Origin of the sequence: Halomonas sp. 7T, from assembly GCF_025643255.1 — a bacterium.
Taxonomy (GTDB): domain Bacteria; phylum Pseudomonadota; class Gammaproteobacteria; order Pseudomonadales; family Halomonadaceae; genus Vreelandella.
Map to the genome: position 1 here is coordinate 3,143,650 of NZ_CP087112.1, position 17,353 is coordinate 3,161,002.

Below are 17,353 nucleotides of genomic sequence, written 5' to 3' on the forward strand. Positions count from 1 at the left end.
TATGAGTGATGTTGTTATGAGAGACGTCTTTCTTTGTCATCCCCGCCGCACGGCGGTGGGTCGTTTCGGCGGCACCCTGGCCAGCGTTCGCCCGGACGATTTCGCCGCGAGCATCTTTAAAGCCGTACTGGCGGAAGCACCGGATCTCGACCCCGCGGCCATTGAAGAAGTGTTTATGGGCTGCGCCAACCAGGCCGGTGAAGATAACCGCAACGTAGCGCGTATGTCGTCGCTGCTGGCGGGCCTTCCCACCTCGGTGCCCGGCACCACCATGAACCGCCTGTGCGGTTCGGGTATGGATGCAGTCGGCACGGCGTTTCGCGCCATTAAAGCCGGTGAGATGGAACTGGCGCTGGCGGGCGGCGTGGAATCCATGTCCCGTGCGCCCTACGTAATGGGCAAGGCCGATAGCGCCTTTGCCCGCACACAAAAAATCGAAGACACCACCATTGGCTGGCGCTTGATCAACCCGCTAATGAAGAAAGCCTTTGGGGTCGACTCCATGCCGGAAACGGCAGAAAACGTCGCCGAGCAGTTCAGCATTTCCCGCGAAGACCAGGACGCCTTTGCGCTGCGCTCCCAGCAGAAAGCAGCGGCTGCCCAAAAGGCCGGGCGTTTTGCCCAAGAGATTACGGCGATTGAGATCCCGCGCCGCAAGCAGGAAGCGCTGATCTTTGATACCGATGAGCACCTGCGGGAAACCACCCTTGAGAAGCTGGCGGGTTTGCCCACGCCTTTCCGCGCAGGCGGTAGCGTAACCGCGGGCAACGCCTCGGGTGTCAACGACGGGGCGGCGGCGATGCTGGTGGCCAGCGAAGCGGCGGTTAAGCAGCATGGTCTTAAACCGATGGCGAAAGTCATCGGCATGGCTACGGCAGGCGTTGAGCCGCGCATTATGGGCTATGGCCCGGTACCGGCCGTGCAGAAGCTGCTTAAGCGTACCGGCATTTCCATGGATGATATCGACGTATTTGAGTTCAACGAAGCGTTTGCCGCCCAGGCGCTGGCCTGTATGCGCGACTTGGGCCTTAAAGACGATGACCCCCGCGTGAACCCCAACGGCGGCGCGATTGCGCTAGGCCACCCGCTAGGCATGTCCGGTGCGCGTCTGTTAATGACCGCCGCTCATGAGCTGCAAAACAGCGGCAAGCGCTACGCGCTATGTACCATGTGCGTGGGTGTGGGCCAAGGTATCGCCACGCTGATTGAGCGGGTTTAACGGAGGCTTTATGGCATTTTATAGCATCAATGGGCGCAGTGTGGCTTACCGCCTGCTCGGCGCAGAAGTGAACCCGCTGGTCGTACTGGCGCACCCGTTGGGGATGAGTCAGGCCGTATGGGATGACGTGATTCCCGCGCTGCTGCCCCGCTACCGGGTGCTGACCTGGGATCTTCCCGGCCACGGTGCCAGCCAGGCGGTTAGTGGGGAGCAAATCACCCCTGCTGATCTAGCGGCGGAGGCATTGGCGCTGGTCGAGCTTGCAGGCGCGCAGCGCTTTCATTTCGCCGGTACATCGATTGGCGGTGTGGTGGGCCAACAGCTTATAGCCGAGCATAGCGATCGCCTGCTCTCCGCTACGTTGACCAATACCGGCGCGGTGATCGGCAACCCGGATCTATGGAATACCCGTGCCGATCGCGTGCGCCATGAAGGCTTGATGGCGATGTCTCAAGAGATCGTGCCGCGCTGGTTTGCCCCAGCAGCCTTTGAGGAAAGCCCCGCGCTGAAAGCGGGCTGGTGTACACAGATGGGCCGAGGTGACGATGAGTCCTACGCTCAGCTGTGTGAAATGCTGGGCCGCGATACCTTCACGGGCAAATTAGCGGCGAAGAACGCCAAGGTACAGCTGTTTGGCGGTAGCGAAGATATGGCAACGCCGCCAGCGACCCTGGAAGCACTGGCTGCTGAACTGGACGGCGCACCGCTGGAGATTGTTGACGGCGTAGGGCACGTGCCTTCCGTGGAAGCCCCGGTGCTGTTCGCGCAAAAGCTTCTTGCGGTGTTGGCAACTGATTTAGGTGATGTGGCGAACCACGGCGTGGCTTACGCCACCGGCCTTGAGACCCGCAAACAGGTATTGGGAGAGGAGCATGTAGCGCGCTCCACCGCCAATGCCAACAGCCTGGATGCGCCTTTCCAGCAGATGATCACCCGCCTGGCCTGGGGCGAGCTGTGGAGCAACGACGACTTAACCCGCCGCGAGCGCAGCATGATCACCACCGGGATTCTCGCCGCCCTCGGCCGTGAAGAGCTAACACTGCACCTAAAAACCGCTCAACGGATTGGGCTGTCAGAAGCTGAGCTGCGCCAAGTGCTGATGCACGTAGCGATTTACGGCGGCGTTCCGGCAGCCAATCATGCCTTTGCCCTCGCCAAAGAGCTGGGCTGGGGCGAGTCGTTTCGCTAACCCTCGCGGCGGGTGTACTGACACGCTATCCTCATAACCTTAAGGTTATGAGGATTTTTTTATGCTGAACGCACGGATTAAGCTGCGTCATCTACAGGCGTTTCTTGAGGTGGCGCGCCTGCGCAGTTTTGCCCGCGCCGCTGAGCGGCTCTCCATCAGCCAACCGGGTATCTCTAAAACTATCCGCGAACTGGAAGATACGCTTGCCGTTTCACTGTTTGAGCGCACGCCGCTTGGCGTTTCCCTCAGCCAAGCAGGGCTTACGCTACTGCGCCATGCGGGTCCGGCAGTACGTGCCCTGGAAGAGGGCGTAGATGCCCTCCAGTCACAGCAAAAAGGTGCCGACTGGCTGCGTATTGGGGCACTTTCTACCGTGGAGAGCCAGTTAGTGCCTGAGGCGCTGCGGCGCTGGCAAGCCAATACCATGACCGAACGGGGCGCGCAGGTAGTGACGGGTACCAGCGCCTTTTTGCTTTCCCGCTTGCGCCGTGGGGAGCTGGATATCGTGGTCGGACGAATGACCGAGGCCCGAGAGATCAACGACCTGAGCTTTGAGCACCTCTACTACGAACGCCTCCAACTGGTCGTCCGCCATGATCATCCCCTCTTGGCGTTGCCAACGCTCACTGCCGAGAGCATCAGCAACTACCCTTGGGTTGTCCCGCCGCCGCAAACCACGCTGCGCCATCAAGTCGATAGTTTCTGTGTTCGCCACGCCATTGCAGTGCCCGCTCAGCGCATTGAGACGCTTTCACTGGCACTTGGCCAACGCTATGCGCTGAGCGGCGATGCTATTTGGATAGCGCCTGAAGAAGCAGTACGCATCGCAATAGACCGCGGTGAGCTGTGCGAACTGGCGCTGCCCTTGGAACTGCATGGCGGCTCCGTTGGGTTATGTAGCAATCGCTCACTGCTTCCCACGCTTGCCGCTGAGGCGTTTTGCGAAGCGTTGCGTGAAGTCGCGGCTGACGTAGTGGTAGGGCATCGGGATAAAAGCCATAACCCATAGGTTATGAAGGTGGGATAAGTTATCAATAGGCAGCTCGGGCGTTAAACAGGACACTCTTTCAATAAGGCACGACGTCGACCTGTTTCACTTAACGAGATATTCGTATGCAAAATGACAATAAACGCTTTGTACCCCGCGACCGCAACGGGCACCCACCTGCCTGCGCGCCGGGTTATAAAACCTCGGTAGCGCGCTCGCCCCAGCAGGCACTGGTGAGCATGCAACAACCCACGGCATCAGAGCTGACCGGCCCAGATTTCAGCCACCTGCGCATGGGCCCCCACGATAACGACCTGCTGCTGAACTTTCGCCAGGACCCAAGCCAGGGCGGGCTACCCCAGGGTGAGCGGATTATCATGTTTGGCCGGGTGGTCGATCAGTTCGGCAAGCCTATTCCACACACTCTGGTGGAAATGTGGCAGGCCAACGCGGGCGGGCGCTATCGCCATAAAAACGATAAGTATCTGGCACCACTAGACCCCAACTTCGGCGGCGTAGGGCGCTGTTTGACCGATGAGCAGGGCTTTTACCGTTTCCGTACTATCAAGCCCGGCCCCTACCCGTGGCCCAACGATATGAATAGCTGGCGGCCTGCGCATATTCACGTCTCGGTCACCGGCCCTTCGATCTCTACTCGTCTGATCACTCAGATGTATTTTGAGTGCGATCCGTTGATTCCCCTGTGCCCCATCGTGCACACGCTCAAAGATCCGCTTGCGGTTGAGACGATGATTGGGCGGCTTGATATGGCCCACAGCAAACCAATGGATTGCCTCGCCTATCGCTTTGACGTGGTGGTGCGCGGCGAGCTGCAGACCTATTTTGAAAACCAATAGCCGAAAACCAATAAGGGCAGGGGATACATCATGAATCAGCCTAACAGCCAGCCGACCAGCGACCTGATGCTGCGTGAAACCGCCTCGCAAACGGCCGGCCCCTATGTGCACATTGGCCTTGCCCTCGCTGCGGCTGGCAACCCGGTGCGGGATGAAGAGATCTGGAACCAGATGGCCAAGCCTGAAGCCGAGGGCGAGCATATTGAAGTCGTAGGGATCGTTATCGACGGCAACGGCGATCTAGTCCGCGATGCTTTCGTGGAAGCGTGGCAAGCCGATGCTAACGGCGACTACCAAGCCGATTACGACCTGAGCAAAGCGTTTAACAGCTTCGGCCGCACTGCCACCACCTTCGATCATGGCAGCGAGTGGTCGTTAACCACCATCAAGCCCGGCGCGGTGAAGCACTCCAGCGGTCAACCAATGGCGCCGCATATCAACCTGACGCTGTTCGCCCGCGGGGTGAATATTCACCTGCAAACGCGGCTCTATTTTGACGATGAAACCGATGCTAACGCCAAGTGCCCGGTGCTTTCCCGCATTGAGTCACCGGCCCGCCGCCAAACCTTGATCGCCAAACGAGAAGAAACTGATGGCAAGGTGCGTTATCGCTTTGATATCCGCCTGCAAGGGCAGGGCGAGACGGTGTTTTTTGATTTTTGACCAGGTTTTATACAATCTTTAACAACTGAAAAGCGCTGCGGAATTAACCCACAGCGCTTTTTTATTGCTTACACGCCATAAAAAGTTGTGAAGTGCTGAATATCTTCACGCTCAGTAATAAAGCCGTTTTCAGGTGCTTCAGTGTCTTCATAGCCCAGTGCTATACCGCAAAGTAGCAGAGCGTTTTTATCCAGTTTCAGCTCCTCTCGAATAATGGTGTGGTACCAAGCAAAGGCAGCCTGTGGGCAGGTATGCAGCCCCTGGCCACGTCCGGCCAACATCACACTTTGGATAAACATGCCGCAGTCCATAAAGCTGCCGGTTTCCAGGCGGCGATCCATGGTGATGAAAAGCCCCACGGGTGCATCGAAAAAGTGAAAATTCCGCCGCGCCTGAGCTTCGCGCTTAGCTTTATCGTCGCGTCCAATGCCCAGCGTTTCATAGAGCCCAAAGCCACAGCGACGGCGGCGTTCCAGATAGGGTTCTAACCAGTTTTGCGGGTAGTAGTGATACTCGGGGGGATCGCTTTGGCCTTGATCAACGGCATCTAAGAGCCGCTGGCATAGCTGGTCTTTAGCGCTACCCGCCACCACATGCACTTGCCAAGGCTGGATATTACTACCGCTGGGCGCTCGGCTCGCAACCTGCAAAATATGCATAATCGTTGCGCGGTCGATGGGGGTGTCGAGAAAGCGGCGCACCGATTTTCGGCTGGTGATGGCGGTATCTACATGCATGCGGGCACTCCCTAAAAGAGTCGCGCGGCGCTTTGACACTTGCATGCCGCGCGAATTGGAATGGCGTTATTGGGCGACCAAGTGACAGCGGCTTTCTTCCAGCGATTGGAAGGCTTCTTCACCCGGAATCGTGCGTAGTATTTCGTAAAGATCCCACTCGCTAGTGGAGGCCTCAGGCGTTTTCACTCTGGCTAGGTACATATCATGCACCATGCGACCATCGTCACGAATGTAGCCGTTCGTGGCGAACATGTCGTTAATGGGGGTGTTTTGCATCATGGCGCGAACGGTGGCTGAGTCGTCCGTGCCACTCGCTTCAACAGCATTTAAATAGTGCATAACACTGGAGTAAACGCCTGCCTGTACCATGGTTGGCATTCGGCCAGTGCGCTCATGATAGCGCTCTGCCCACTCACGTGAAGCCTCATTCAAATCCCAGTACCAACCTGTCGTTAGCTGCATACCTTGAGTGCTTTCTAAGCCCAGCGCGTGAATATCGTTTAAAAACACCATTAACCCTGCGAGTGATTGACCGGACTGCGCCAAGCCAAATTGCCCCGCTGTGCTGATAGCATTAACGGTGTCGGCCCCCGCATTCGCCAGCCCTACGATCTTAGCGCCTGAGCTTTGCGCTTGAAGGACATACGAGGAGAAGTCGCTGGTATTTAGCGGGTGGCGCACGCTACCCAATACTTCGCCTCCATGCGCTTCCACGACGGCGGTAACGTCACTTTCCAGCGAGTGACCGAAGGCGTAGTCAGCGGTAATCATGTACCAGCTATCACCCCCTTCTTCGAGTATCGCTTTAGCGGCACCATTAGACATGGCGTAAGTATCGTAGACCCACTGCACATGGTTGGGGGTGCAGTACTCATTGGTGATGCTCAGTGCAGCGGCACCCGCCACCATGGCAAGCTTATCGTTTTCAGCCAGAAGCTGCGTGGCAGCGATAGTCACCGACGAGGCCACCATGCCTGCGACCATATCGACATTACGTTGGTCAATCCATTCACGTACGGTATTGGCACCCACATCAGCGCTGTTTCGGTCATCACCACTAAACACCACTATCGGTGCGCCGTTAATCTCACCGCCGTAATCTTCGACCGCCATGTTAAGCGCTTCTAAGCCACCAGGGCCGGCCAAATCGCGGTAGGGCCCTGACATATCGGATAAATAGCCGATGCGAATTTCATTATCGCTGATGCTTGCCTGAGCGCTGCTGAACCCACTGGCAAACGCGATGCTTAACGCAATGACTAATGGTTGTTTCTTTAGAGCAAACATAGAACCCCCAACCCCGTGCAAGACGAGGCAAATTGTTGTTATCGGTATGGGTAGTAACGCTGGGTACGCTTTAAAAGCGCCATTTGTTAGGTTGGTTATCGTGTTTCGGTCGTTTCCTCCTTGGCGTTTAGCGCGGTATTTTCTAAATCGTGCTGAAGTTTATTGAGGTAGTGCAATAAGCTGACGGTCTCATCGAAGGAAAAACTGCCAAGCCCATCACGGTAAAACTCATGAATACGGGGCTGTAAACTCTCCCAAAAGGCGCGACCTTGGCTGGTCAGTAAAATAATCCGCGCGCGCTTGTCATCGGGATGAGGAATACGTTCAACATGGGCATCGCGCTCCAAACGCTTGAGCACGCCATCCAGGCTTTGACGGCTAACCACCAAATACTCGGTAAGCGCATTAAACGAAATACCCTCTTCAAAGCCTTTGCGTGACAGGGCCCCCAGCACTGCCCACTGTACGGTGGTCAGGCCCACTTCGCTTATCGTCTGCTTTTGCAGAATGTTGCTGACTTGAAAAAGCCTAAAAAATAGTCGGTTTGCTACGCTTTTGTCGTCTTCACTCGCCATCGGCATATCCTTGACTGGGTCGATAGAATCAGCGCCCAGACGATCAAGTGAGACAAGCAAGAAGCCAGCGTTCACGCAGAGACCGACTGACGCGCAATAATATTTTTCATAATCTGAGCCGTGCCATCACCAATCTGTAGCCCAAGTACATCGCGCATGCGCTGGGAAAACGGCAAATCTTCCCCCCAGCCCGTATGCCCGTGGGCCAGCATGCACTGTTTGATCACGTCAAAGGCTAACTTCGGTCCCCACCACTTGTTCATTGCCGCTTCAGCGGTATGAGGGCGCTGGTTGTCTTTTAGCCACAGCGCGTAATAACACTGCAGCCGCGCCGCCTGTACGTAGGTCTGGTATTCCGCCAGTGGATGGGTCAAGCCTTGGAAGGCGGCTAACGGCTGGCCAAAGGCTTCACGCTGGGTGAGCCACTGCCAGGTTTCATCCAGCGACTGCTGAGCGACGGCCAAACACTGCAAACCAATCAGCGCACGGCTATAGTCAAATCCCTGCATCACCTGCTTAAAGCCCTGTCCCTCGATGCCGAGCATGTGGTCGGTAGGCACGCGCACATTGTCGAAGAAAATAGAGCCGCGGCCAATGGCACGTTGACCTGAATCCTCAAAGCGACTGGTAGATATACCTTGGCTCTCCATTGGCACTAAAAACGCGCTGATGCCGTTGGCGCGCTGCTCTTGTGTGCCGGTACGAGCAAAGACCACCGCTACATCCGCCTGATCGGCCATGGAAATGGAGGTTTTTTCACCATTTAGCAGAAAGCTATCGCCGTCACGGGTCGCTTTGAGCTTAAGGTTGGCAGCATCTGAGCCGCCGTGCGGCTCGGTAAGCGCAATACAGCAGATCTTACGGCCAGCCGTAATGCCTGATAACCACTCTTGGGCCAATTCCGGCTGGGCGTGATGGGCGATGATTTGACCATTAAGAGAAGCGAGCAGGGGTAAATAGCCGACATTAAAGTCACCCCTGGCGATCTCCTCAACAATCACGCCAGTGGTAATGCAGTCCAGACCACTGCCACCGAACTCTTCGGGTAGCTCGCCGCCCAGGCAGCCCATCTGGCCTAACTCGGAGACGATCTCGCGCTCAATGTATGCCGCCTGCTCGCGCTGACGATAGCGAGGGGCTAATCGTTCGCTGGCAAACCGTGCAATGGTGTCGCGAATGGCTTCTTGCTGTTCAGTAAATGCAAAATTCATGACGCTTCACTCGCTCTCTTGAGACTAATTTTTGTAAAGGGGAGCAACGGTTATGACTGATGATTTATGGCTAATGATTGATAACTAATAATATTTGCGAAATTCGGGCTTACGCTTTTCCTTAAACGCGGCAACACCTTCCTGCGACTCCTGGGTGTTGTAGTAGAGGCTTAGGGCCTGCATACCGAGTGCACCAATGCCGGCGATATTTTCGCTGTCTGCATTGAAAGAGCGCTTGGCGATGGAGAGGGCGGTAGGACTTTTCTCAATAATTTCGTCACACCATTTACGCACTTCCTCGTCCAGCCGTTCAGGCGGCACCACCGCATTGAGCAGCCCCCAGTCGAGCGCTTGCTGAGCCGTATATTTTCGGCACAGGTACCAGATTTCACGGGCTCGTTTCTCGCCAATGACGCGGGCGAGATAAGCGGTGCCAAAGCCAGGGTCAACCGATCCCACTTTTGGCCCCACCTGACCGAAAATGGCCGTTTCTGACGCAATGCTTAGATCGCAGATCACGTGTAAAACGTGTCCACCGCCAATGGCAAACCCATTCACTCGTGCAATGACCGGTTTAGGCACTTGGCGGATGAGCGTTTGCAGCTCCTCTACGGGTAGGCCGATGATGCCACGGCCATCGTATTGGCCCTCATGTGCACCCTGGTCGCCCCCGGTACAGAATGCTTTGTCGCCCGCGCCGGTGAGCACAATGACGCCAATCGATTTATCCCAGCCGGCACGATTAAACGCATCCAGCAGTTCCATACAGGTTTGCCCACGGAAGGCGTTATAGCGCTCGGGGCGGTTAATAGTGATCGTCGCGACACCGTCGTCTACCTCATACAAGATGTCTTCGTAGTGAGTGGTATGGCTCATAATGCAACTCCTTGTTTTTGTAAGCGGCTTGGCGATGCAAGCAATTTGTCGCTGTAAGCGGATTGCGTTAACCCGCCATGGTCAGCCCGCCGGAGACGCTGATCACCTGCCCGGTAATGAAATTTGCTTCATCGCTCGCGAGCATCACGATGATCCCAGGATAATCTTCAGGCTGACCTATCCGGCGCATAGGCACGGCGTTGCGGAAGGCTTCCAATAGCTTTTCTGGGTCGCGGGAGGTATCGGCTACGCCTTTTAAAAGGGCGGTGTCGGTAGGGCCAGGGCAAACAACGTTGACCGTAATATTTTTGGTGGCCAGCTCCCGGGCGAGAGTTTTACTTAAACCGAGCAGCCCTGCCTTGCAGGCGGCATAAACGGCTTCACCGGAAGAGCCTACTCGGGCTGCATCCGAGGCAATGTTGACCACCTTGCCCCCGCCAGCCTCAACCATTCTTGGCAGTACGATGTGGTGCATATTGAGCGCGCCGGTCAGATTGACGGCAATCAGCGACTCCCACATCGCGGGGTCGGTTTTAAGAAAAGGCATAAAGCGGTCGAACCCCGCGTTATTAATCAAAACAGTTGGCGTGCCAAGCTCTGCTTCAATGCGAACAACGGTCGCTTCGATAGCGCGGTAATCGGTGATGTCAGCAGCGTAAGCACAAGCGTTACCGCCTGCTTTAATAATGCTTTCGACACTTACTTGGGCGGCTTGCTCATCACGATCAAGCACAGCGACCAGCGCGCCTTCCTGAGCAAAGCGTTGACACACTGCGCGGCCAATGCCGCCACCGCCGCCGGTCACTATTACGGTTTTTCCCGTTAAACCTTGCATATTGTTTTCCCATTACTGGCCATTTGAGGTGCATAACGACACATCAAGCGCGTGAATCGGTATTGATAAGCGCTTGGTCGCGAAGCTTAAATTTCTGAATTTTTCCAGAAGGCGTACGTGGCAACTCATCCAGCACTTCAAGAAACTCTGGATGGTATTGGCGCGTTACATGCCGCTCGGTAAGAAACTGCGTGATCTCTTCTAGGCTCAGGCTGGGGTAGCCCTCTTTAAGCACGACGTAAGCGACCAACCGCTCCCCTAAACGCTCATCTGGCCGCCCAACAAGAGCCAGTGCTTGGATAGCGGGATGCTGATAAAGGGTGTTTTCGATATCCACAATGGGGATATTCTCGCCACCTCGAATGACCACATCTTTAGAGCGGCCCGTGATACGCACATAGCCGTCTTCATTCAGGCGTGCCAAATCCCCCGTCGGGAACCAGCCTTCATCATCCACGCCATAAAGTTCAGGTTGTTTAAAGTACCCAACAAACAGGCTGGCGCCGCGTACCCAAAGACTGCCTTCTTGATTTGATGGCAAGGTGTTGCCCTCAATATCCGTCACCTTAAGTTCCATAAAGGGCAGGGGGACGCCATCGGTTTCGACTGAACACGAAGGCGCGTCATCCAAGCGGGTAGTGGTAACGGCGCCGTTCTCGGTCATACCCCAGGCGGAGATGATTTTAGTGGGCAAATTACGCGCCGCTTTTTCTACCAGCGGGCTAGGTATAGGGGCGCCTGCACAAAGAAAGAGTTTTAGTGATTGCAGGTCGGTTCCATGAGCAATCGCTTGCTCTGCAATATCTGCTAAAAAGGGAGTAGAGCCAAGCATCAAACTGGGTTGTTCAAAGCGTACGATTTTGACTGCTTCACTGGGTAACCAAGTGTCTTGAAGAACAGCCGTAGCCTGCAGGTAAATGGGCATCATTAAGCCGTAAAGAAAGCCTAATTGATGCGCCAGAGGCGAAGGCATTAAGGTGGTATCAGTAGTGTCCAGCGCTAAGCGTTCGGCAAGCGGGCAAATGTGGCTAAGCAGCGTATTTGAAGTGTGCATTACCCCTTTCGGCTTACCCGTAGTACCCGATGTGTAAAGCAACTGCACAACATCATCGCCAGATGGGCGGCGCTCCATAAACAGTGCGGCCGTATCGCGCGTCTTCTCCTCACCGTGGTTAAGAAGTCGTGCTTCAAAGCTGCACTCCCCTTCACCGCCAATTACCAGTACATGCGTTAGTGACGCCAATTCTGTCTTAAGAGTTGTTGCCATAGCAGCATGATCAAAGCCTCGAAATACCTTGGGTACCACTAGCAACTTACTTTCGGCTTGGGCGAGCATAAAGCGCAACTCATGCTCGCGAAAAATCGGCATGAGCGGGTTAAGTACCGCGCCAATTCGAACGCAAGCTAAGTGTAGCGCAGTCATTTGCCACCAATTAGGCAGTTGGCACGACACCACATCACCGACCTGAATGCCAAGCGAGACAAGCCCAACTGCTATTTGAGTGACCCGCTCATTGAGTTCGCGATAGCTAAGCTGTGTGCGCTCCCCTGAGGCCATGGTGTAGGTAACAATAGCTGGTTTGTCAGGTACTTGTGCTACCGCTTTGTCAAGATATTCTGTAATGAGCATGTCATTCCAAGCGACTGATTGCTTCATGCTATTACGGCGGTCTATCGTCATGTTAGTAGTAATAGACATTCCTTAAGCTCCAGAAAATACTATTAATTTTGTTTTTATAGGGACTAGGTAGAAGCTCTATCGTTTTTCTTTGTTCAAATAGAAAGTAGGTTAGCTTTAAAATTGTGTCAATCAGTTGTCATTTATTTTGGATGCTAACGTATCTCTTGTTGGAGTGAATTAGCATCACTCTCGTGGGCCGCTATTTAGCTTTGGGGATTTAAATTTGACGCTTAGAAGGAGGTGAACTATTTTGTTCGTAATACAAATTAATATTCGCAATACGAACAAAAAGGAAGTTTCCATGTCTCAGCCCTGTATTATTTGCGTCGCCATTACCGGCAGCCTGCCCCGCAAAGAGAACAATCCCGCCGTACCGATCACTGTGGAAGAGCAAATCGAAAGCACCCAGGCAGCGTTTGAAGCGGGCGCGACAATCGCCCACTGTCATGTGCGTAACGATGACCAAACGCCTTCCTCTGACCCAGAAAAATTTGGCCGCTTGATGGAAGGGCTCAAGAAGCACTGTCCTGGCATGATTATTCAGCTCTCTACCGGCGGGCGTTCCGGTGCAGGGGAAGCCCGGGGCGGCATGTTGTCGCTGAAGCCTGATATGGCCAGTCTCTCGGTGGGTTCAAATAACTTCCCTAACCGTGTTTATGAGAACCCACCGCAGCTGGTGGAGTGGCTCGCCGATGAGATGCTGACGTATAACGTGAAGCCTGAAATCGAAGCCTTTGATTTGTCGCACATCCATCAAGCGGTTGCGCTTTCTAAGCAGAGTAAATTGAAGGCCCCGCTTTACGTGCAGTTTGTGATGGGCGTGAAGAATTCCATGCCCGCGGATAAGCCCACCTTTGATTTCTATATCGAGACGCTCAAGCGCTTAGCGCCGGATGCCCAGTGGTGTGGCGCGGGCATCGGCGCCAATCAATACGTGCTTAACGAGTGGTCGATTGCCGCCGGTGGGCATACCCGCACTGGGCTTGAAGATAACGTGCGGCTGGACAGCAACACGCTGGCGCCCTCCAACGCGGCGTTGGTAGAGCGCACCGTGGCGCTGTGCGAAAAGTATGAGCGCCCGGTAGCCACTTGGCAGCAGGCGCGTGAAATGCTGGGGCTATAACAAACAGAATTGAAGAGCGGCGGCCCCATTAGCCAAAGCGATAGGCAGAAAGCTGTGTTTTGAGCACTTGCTCTGAGTAGATCTTGCGGCCGGTGTCTTGCCCCGCAGCACCGGCAGCAACCAGTAGAGGTATCAGGTGCTCTTCATCGCCGGGTGGGTGGCACTCATGCGCGTGGGGCGCTTGCGACCATTGGGAAAGGCTGGCATGGCGCGCAGCGGAGTTGGCCTCTACTGCGTCGGTCAGCCAGTGGTCGAAGGCTTGCGAAGGCGCGGTAAAGCGGGCGTCGCCATAGCCACGCATATTGTGAAAGCTCATCCCGCTGCCAATGATCAGCACACCTTCGTCACGTAGGGTAGCTAGCGCCTCGCCTGCGGCAAGGTGCGCGGCAGGGTCAAGGTCATCCCGTAGGGAAAGCTGCACTACCGGGATATCTGCCGCAGGGAACATCAGTTTCAGTGGAATAAATGTGCCGTGATCGAAGCCGCGCGCTGTATCGAGATGGCTGGGTAAGCCTGCCTCGGCAAGTAGTGCTGCGATTCGCTTGGCAAGCGCTGGCGCGCCGGGCGCGGGATAGCTGAGCGCGTAAGTATGATCGGGAAAACCGTGGTAATCATAGATAAGCTCGGGCGTTTCACCTGCGGTAATACTGAAGGAGGGTGTTTGCCAGTGGCCAGAGACCATCACAATGGCGCTAGGCCGGGTGGGCAATGAATCGGCTACGTTTTCCAGAAAGTGTGCCATGCCGTGCCAGGTATCTTGCGGGTTCCACTCCATAAAGAAGCAGGGGCCTGCGCCGTGGGGTACAAACAGCACCGGTTGGGCGGCAGGCGTTGACTCGGTCGTTAAGCACCCGGCAGTTAATGACTCAGCAGTTAATGACATCGCGAGACTCCTTTTTTGCTAAACGCTTATCGTTATGAGCAGTAGATAAATGCTGGCTCGATTGTCCGGCATGCGCGTATTTATCAAAGCCGCATGCTTTGGCTCTTCGATCACAGGGCGAGGCGTTTGCTTCTCGGTAAGGCTAAGCTAAATACGCCAAGGCACCTATAGCCATCGCTTCTATGCCGGTGCGCAGCGTTACGTCGTTGCCGGGGAAGTAATAGGGCGAATGCGGCATCTCCAGATGGCGCATTTTCTGTGCGACGCTCGCTCCTGGGGTTTCTGCCCAGCGCTCAGCGGGGGTCGCGCCGATAAACCAGTAAACGTAGGGGATATCTTCACCGCCAAACCCCCCCGTTTGCGCATTGCCCAAAAACGGGAAATCCTCGCTGCCGTTAAGGCGTGGCATGGCATACAGGTGGGTCTCGCCAAAGTACTCGGCGTGGGCGCTGCGAACATGTTCAACGGCCATGGGATCGTTGTGCAGAGCAATGGTTTCGTTAAGCACCTGGAACGCTGGTGGCTTGGGGGCACGGCCGGCGTCGCACTCAGCGCGAATAATCCGCTCAATCGACGCCACGACTTGGCGATGCAGCGTGTTGTCAAAACTGCGGATATTAATTTCAAGCTCGGCCGTGTGGGGAATGATATTGGCCTGGGTGCCCGCATGGAGTTTACCCACAGTGACCACGACAGTCTCCTCCGGCGGCACCTCGCGGGAGACAATGCTCTGTAGGCGGGTGACCACGTGAGCTGCAATCACCACCGGGTCGACCGTTTGCGCGGGCATGGAGCCGTGTCCCCCGGCCCCGTGAATAGTCACCGCCAAATTGGTGCAGGCGGCCATGGTGCTGTTGGCACGGTGGCCGATGGTGCCCGCTAGTGCCGGCATATTATGCTGGCCAAGAATAATGTCGGGGCGTGGAAAGCGCTCGTAAAGCCCATCCGCCAGCATGGCCTTGGCACCGCCAAAAATCTCTTCGGCGGGCTGGCAAATCAGCATCAAGGTGCCCGACCACTGCGCTGTTAGCCCCGCCATAACCGCTGCCGTACCCACAATGCAGCTACTGTGCAGGTCGTGACCGCAGGCGTGCATCAGCGGTACTTTGTTGCCATCTGCAGCGGTAGCGGTTTCGTTGCTGGCATAATCGAGCCCTGTCGCTTCTTTAATGGGCAGCGCATCCATGTCGCCGCGCAGCATCACCGTTGGCCCCTCGCCGTTTCGCAGCAGCGCGACCACGCCCGTACCGCCCACGTTGCGATTGACCTCATAGCCAAGGGCTTCCAGGGATTTAGCCAGCCGCGCACTGGTTTTGTACTCCTGAAAGGGTAGTTCGGGCATTTGGTGCAGCTGTTGGTAAAGCGCCTTCACCTCTGCAAAGGCGGCGTCAACCTGGGCACTCACGGCGCCCTTTACATTCATACGATCAGTCTGGGTAGTCATGGTGTTCTCCGTAGGCCACTTAGCGGTGGGTAGGCGTTGGCTTAGCAAGGACGGGTTTGACGAGCCACTGGCAGGCAGCCACCACACCGACATTAAGCAGCATTGCCCAGACCCCGGCGTGCCAGTTGAGCGGCGAACTCCAGACAAAGTCCATCATCAGGTAGGCAAGGCTGCCGACCAGCGCCCCGGCCATCACGCTGGCGCGCCTAAGCTGCGGCATAAACAGTGCGCCAATCACCATCGGGAACAGCTGCACAATAAGCCCGTAGGCACCCAGTAACAAAAGCACCAGCGAGGCGGGGTTCGCCAGGGCGCATAGGTAAGCAATCAACGATAGCCCTAACACGCTCCAGCGGGTCGCGCTGACCACGGCTTTCTCGCTGGCATCCTTCATTAGCGTGGGGCCCACCACGTCACGCACTAACACCACGGCGGCGGTGTGGGCCAAGTTGGCACCGGTCGACATGGCCGCGGCTAGCGCCCCAGAAAGCATTAAGCCAATCACCCAGGGCGAGAAGTTAGCCACGTCCATCACCATGCGAAGCAGTACCGTATCTGAGCGCTCTAAGGGCGTGTCAGCAAAGGCGAGAATGCCGGCAAAGCCGATGAACAGCAGTGGCACCAGCAGATAGGCATAAAGCGGATAGAAAACGCTGACTTTGCGCAGCGTTTTGCCACTGTCGGCGGAATAGAACTTCATAAACAGGTGCGGCCACATGGCGCCGCCAAAGGCGCTGACCAATACTGCGGTGCTGAAGTAGCCCCAGTTCATACCGGTAGCGCCGGGCATGGTGAGGTATTCGGGCATGGTTAGCTGGATTTGGCTAAACATCTCGCTGACGCCGCCGTAAAGGCGCTCGGAAATAGACAGCCCCAGGAACCACGCGATGGCGATCATCATGATGCCCTGGACGAGGTTGGTCCAACCGATGCCGTTAAGGCCGCTGCAAAAAACGTACGCAGCTACTACTAAAAAGGCTAGCAGCGCGCCGAGCCAGAAGGGAATCAGGCCGTCGGTGGCCGCCTGAAACAGCAGCCCGGCACCGGCGATTTGAATGGTCAGATAAGGCACTAGCGCCAATACACCGATCACCCCGGCCAGTAACCCCAGCGATTTGCTTTGGTAGTGGTCGGCAATCATATCGCCTTGGGTTAAGTAGCCGCGCTCGCGGCCCAGTTTGGCCACGCGGGGGCCCATGGCCCAAATGGTGATCGGCACCAGCGATAAATAGGCCAGAATATAGAAGCCGGGAGCGCCGTGCTGGTAGGCCCAGCCCGGCGCGCCAAGAAACGCAAAGGCTGAAAAAATCTCTGCCCCTAGAATGAAAAACAGGATGACGACGCCGACGTGTCGGCCACCGGCCACATAGCCTTCCAGGCTAGAGTTTTGCTGGCCTCGTGCGCGCAACCCCACCCACAGTACCAGGGCCAAATACGTCAGGGTGATGCCGACCACAATGACAGAATCAGTCATGGCGATTACCTCCGTGACGAACCACAAAGGCGACCCACATGCCGATAAAGAGAATCAGCATCCAGAGGATGTACCAAAAAAATAGAAAGGGCAGGCCGAGCACGGTGGGCTCAATATGGTTGGCGATTAACGCGCCGGGCCAGATCATCGCCAGGGTGCACAGCGTAAAGTGCAGCCCGGTTAGTAGGTGGTAGGTCTTGGTCATCAGGAGTCCTGCTCGCTTACGAGTCTTTTTATGGGTTGTTCACTCACTATGAAACAAGCGGGCAGATACCAGAAATATAGATTTTAGATGCTTGCCATATCATATT

Annotated in this window: 17 protein-coding genes; 6 read left to right on the forward strand and 11 right to left on the reverse strand. The window is 55.9% G+C overall.

Going from position 1 to position 17,353, the window contains the following annotated elements:
• Positions 1–16: 16 nt before the first annotated feature.
• The 5 genes from pcaF (at position 17) to pcaG (ending at position 4,916) form a co-directional block, all read left to right on the forward strand.
• Positions 17–1,219, forward strand: a complete 1,203-nt coding sequence (gene pcaF, locus LOS15_RS14745; RefSeq protein WP_263069743.1) for a 3-oxoadipyl-CoA thiolase — start codon at positions 17–19, stop codon at positions 1,217–1,219.
• Between the two features lie 10 nt (positions 1,220–1,229).
• The gene (locus LOS15_RS14750; RefSeq protein WP_263066698.1) at positions 1,230–2,408 is read left to right on the forward strand and encodes an alpha/beta fold hydrolase; all 1,179 of its coding nucleotides are present in this window, start codon (positions 1,230–1,232) and stop codon (positions 2,406–2,408) included.
• 61 nt (positions 2,409–2,469) lie between these two features.
• A complete protein-coding gene (pcaQ, locus tag LOS15_RS14755; RefSeq protein WP_263066699.1) occupies positions 2,470–3,417 on the forward strand; it encodes a pca operon transcription factor PcaQ in 948 nt (315 codons plus the stop codon).
• Positions 3,418–3,521: 104 nt separating this feature from the next.
• On the forward strand, positions 3,522–4,253 hold the full coding sequence (gene pcaH, locus LOS15_RS14760; RefSeq protein WP_263066700.1) for a protocatechuate 3,4-dioxygenase subunit beta: 732 nt from the start codon (positions 3,522–3,524) through the stop codon (positions 4,251–4,253).
• A gap of 30 nt (positions 4,254–4,283) precedes the next feature.
• Positions 4,284–4,916, forward strand: a complete 633-nt coding sequence (gene pcaG, locus LOS15_RS14765; protein ID WP_263066701.1) for a protocatechuate 3,4-dioxygenase subunit alpha — start codon at positions 4,284–4,286, stop codon at positions 4,914–4,916.
• A gap of 68 nt (positions 4,917–4,984) precedes the next feature.
• Here the strand turns inward: pcaG and LOS15_RS14770 are convergent, their stop codons facing one another.
• The 7 genes from LOS15_RS14770 to LOS15_RS14800 all read right to left on the reverse strand — a co-directional run bounded on the left by LOS15_RS14770 (position 4,985) and on the right by LOS15_RS14800 (position 12,136).
• Complete coding sequence (locus LOS15_RS14770) at positions 4,985–5,653, reverse strand: nitroreductase (RefSeq protein ID WP_263066702.1); 669 nt, start codon at positions 5,651–5,653, stop codon at positions 4,985–4,987.
• A gap of 66 nt (positions 5,654–5,719) precedes the next feature.
• Positions 5,720–6,940, reverse strand: coding sequence for an ABC transporter substrate-binding protein (locus LOS15_RS14775; RefSeq protein ID WP_263066703.1), 1,221 nt, complete (start codon positions 6,938–6,940; stop codon positions 5,720–5,722).
• Positions 6,941–7,035: 95 nt separating this feature from the next.
• Entirely contained in the window at positions 7,036–7,515 is a 480-nt protein-coding gene (locus LOS15_RS14780) for a MarR family winged helix-turn-helix transcriptional regulator (protein ID WP_263066704.1), read from the reverse strand.
• 71 nt (positions 7,516–7,586) lie between these two features.
• On the reverse strand, positions 7,587–8,726 hold the full coding sequence (aliB, locus tag LOS15_RS14785; protein WP_263066705.1) for a cyclohexanecarboxyl-CoA dehydrogenase: 1,140 nt from the start codon (positions 8,724–8,726) through the stop codon (positions 7,587–7,589).
• Positions 8,727–8,810: 84 nt separating this feature from the next.
• Positions 8,811–9,602, reverse strand: coding sequence for an enoyl-CoA hydratase-related protein (locus LOS15_RS14790; protein ID WP_263066706.1), 792 nt, complete (start codon positions 9,600–9,602; stop codon positions 8,811–8,813).
• A 67-nt stretch (positions 9,603–9,669) separates the two neighbouring features.
• Positions 9,670–10,437 (reverse strand): SDR family NAD(P)-dependent oxidoreductase, encoded by a 768-nt coding sequence (locus LOS15_RS14795; RefSeq protein ID WP_263066707.1) that lies wholly within the window; start codon positions 10,435–10,437, stop codon positions 9,670–9,672.
• 43 nt (positions 10,438–10,480) lie between these two features.
• Positions 10,481–12,136, reverse strand: coding sequence for an AMP-binding protein (locus LOS15_RS14800; protein WP_263066708.1), 1,656 nt, complete (start codon positions 12,134–12,136; stop codon positions 10,481–10,483).
• Between the two features lie 283 nt (positions 12,137–12,419).
• Between LOS15_RS14800 and LOS15_RS14805 the strand changes: the two genes are divergently transcribed.
• Complete coding sequence (locus tag LOS15_RS14805; protein WP_263066709.1) at positions 12,420–13,241, forward strand: 3-keto-5-aminohexanoate cleavage protein; 822 nt, start codon at positions 12,420–12,422, stop codon at positions 13,239–13,241.
• A 28-nt stretch (positions 13,242–13,269) separates the two neighbouring features.
• Here LOS15_RS14805 and LOS15_RS14810 read toward each other — a convergent pair whose 3' ends face one another.
• The 4 genes from LOS15_RS14810 to LOS15_RS14825 form a co-directional block, all read right to left on the reverse strand.
• A complete protein-coding gene (locus tag LOS15_RS14810; RefSeq protein WP_263066711.1) occupies positions 13,270–14,124 on the reverse strand; it encodes a DODA-type extradiol aromatic ring-opening family dioxygenase in 855 nt (284 codons plus the stop codon).
• 142 nt (positions 14,125–14,266) lie between these two features.
• Positions 14,267–15,568 carry an amidohydrolase gene (locus tag LOS15_RS14815; protein WP_263066712.1) on the reverse strand — a complete coding sequence of 434 codons (1,302 nt, stop codon included), beginning with the start codon at positions 15,566–15,568 and terminating at the stop codon, positions 14,267–14,269.
• 19 nt (positions 15,569–15,587) lie between these two features.
• Positions 15,588–17,042 carry a sodium:solute symporter gene (locus tag LOS15_RS14820; RefSeq protein ID WP_263066714.1) on the reverse strand — a complete coding sequence of 485 codons (1,455 nt, stop codon included), beginning with the start codon at positions 17,040–17,042 and terminating at the stop codon, positions 15,588–15,590.
• Positions 17,035–17,247: a DUF3311 domain-containing protein gene (locus LOS15_RS14825; protein WP_263066716.1), complete on the reverse strand. Its 213-nt coding sequence runs from the start codon at positions 17,245–17,247 to the stop codon at positions 17,035–17,037. Before LOS15_RS14825 ends, LOS15_RS14820 begins: the two co-directional genes overlap by 8 nt.
• Positions 17,248–17,353 lie beyond the last annotated feature (106 nt).

Excerpts from the sequence above, each read along its gene's own strand:
- pcaF (WP_263069743.1), top strand. The coding sequence starts at position 17 with ATGAGAGACGTCTTTCTTTGTCATCCCCGCCGCACGGCGGTGGGTCGT.
- LOS15_RS14750 (WP_263066698.1), top strand. The coding sequence starts at position 1,230 with ATGGCATTTTATAGCATCAATGGGCGCAGTGTGGCTTACCGCCTGCTC.
- pcaQ (WP_263066699.1), top strand. The coding sequence starts at position 2,470 with ATGCTGAACGCACGGATTAAGCTGCGTCATCTACAGGCGTTTCTTGAG.
- pcaH (WP_263066700.1), top strand. The coding sequence starts at position 3,522 with ATGCAAAATGACAATAAACGCTTTGTACCCCGCGACCGCAACGGGCAC.
- pcaG (WP_263066701.1), top strand. The coding sequence starts at position 4,284 with ATGAATCAGCCTAACAGCCAGCCGACCAGCGACCTGATGCTGCGTGAA.
- LOS15_RS14770 (WP_263066702.1), bottom strand. The coding sequence starts at position 5,653 with ATGCATGTAGATACCGCCATCACCAGCCGAAAATCGGTGCGCCGCTTT.
- LOS15_RS14775 (WP_263066703.1), bottom strand. The coding sequence starts at position 6,940 with ATGTTTGCTCTAAAGAAACAACCATTAGTCATTGCGTTAAGCATCGCG.
- LOS15_RS14780 (WP_263066704.1), bottom strand. The coding sequence starts at position 7,515 with ATGGCGAGTGAAGACGACAAAAGCGTAGCAAACCGACTATTTTTTAGG.
- aliB (WP_263066705.1), bottom strand. The coding sequence starts at position 8,726 with ATGAATTTTGCATTTACTGAACAGCAAGAAGCCATTCGCGACACCATT.
- LOS15_RS14790 (WP_263066706.1), bottom strand. The coding sequence starts at position 9,602 with ATGAGCCATACCACTCACTACGAAGACATCTTGTATGAGGTAGACGAC.
- LOS15_RS14795 (WP_263066707.1), bottom strand. The coding sequence starts at position 10,437 with ATGCAAGGTTTAACGGGAAAAACCGTAATAGTGACCGGCGGCGGTGGC.
- LOS15_RS14800 (WP_263066708.1), bottom strand. The coding sequence starts at position 12,136 with ATGTCTATTACTACTAACATGACGATAGACCGCCGTAATAGCATGAAG.
- LOS15_RS14805 (WP_263066709.1), top strand. The coding sequence starts at position 12,420 with ATGTCTCAGCCCTGTATTATTTGCGTCGCCATTACCGGCAGCCTGCCC.
- LOS15_RS14810 (WP_263066711.1), bottom strand. The coding sequence starts at position 14,124 with ATGTCATTAACTGCTGAGTCATTAACTGCCGGGTGCTTAACGACCGAG.
- LOS15_RS14815 (WP_263066712.1), bottom strand. The coding sequence starts at position 15,568 with ATGACTACCCAGACTGATCGTATGAATGTAAAGGGCGCCGTGAGTGCC.
- LOS15_RS14820 (WP_263066714.1), bottom strand. The coding sequence starts at position 17,042 with ATGACTGATTCTGTCATTGTGGTCGGCATCACCCTGACGTATTTGGCC.
- LOS15_RS14825 (WP_263066716.1), bottom strand. The coding sequence starts at position 17,247 with ATGACCAAGACCTACCACCTACTAACCGGGCTGCACTTTACGCTGTGC.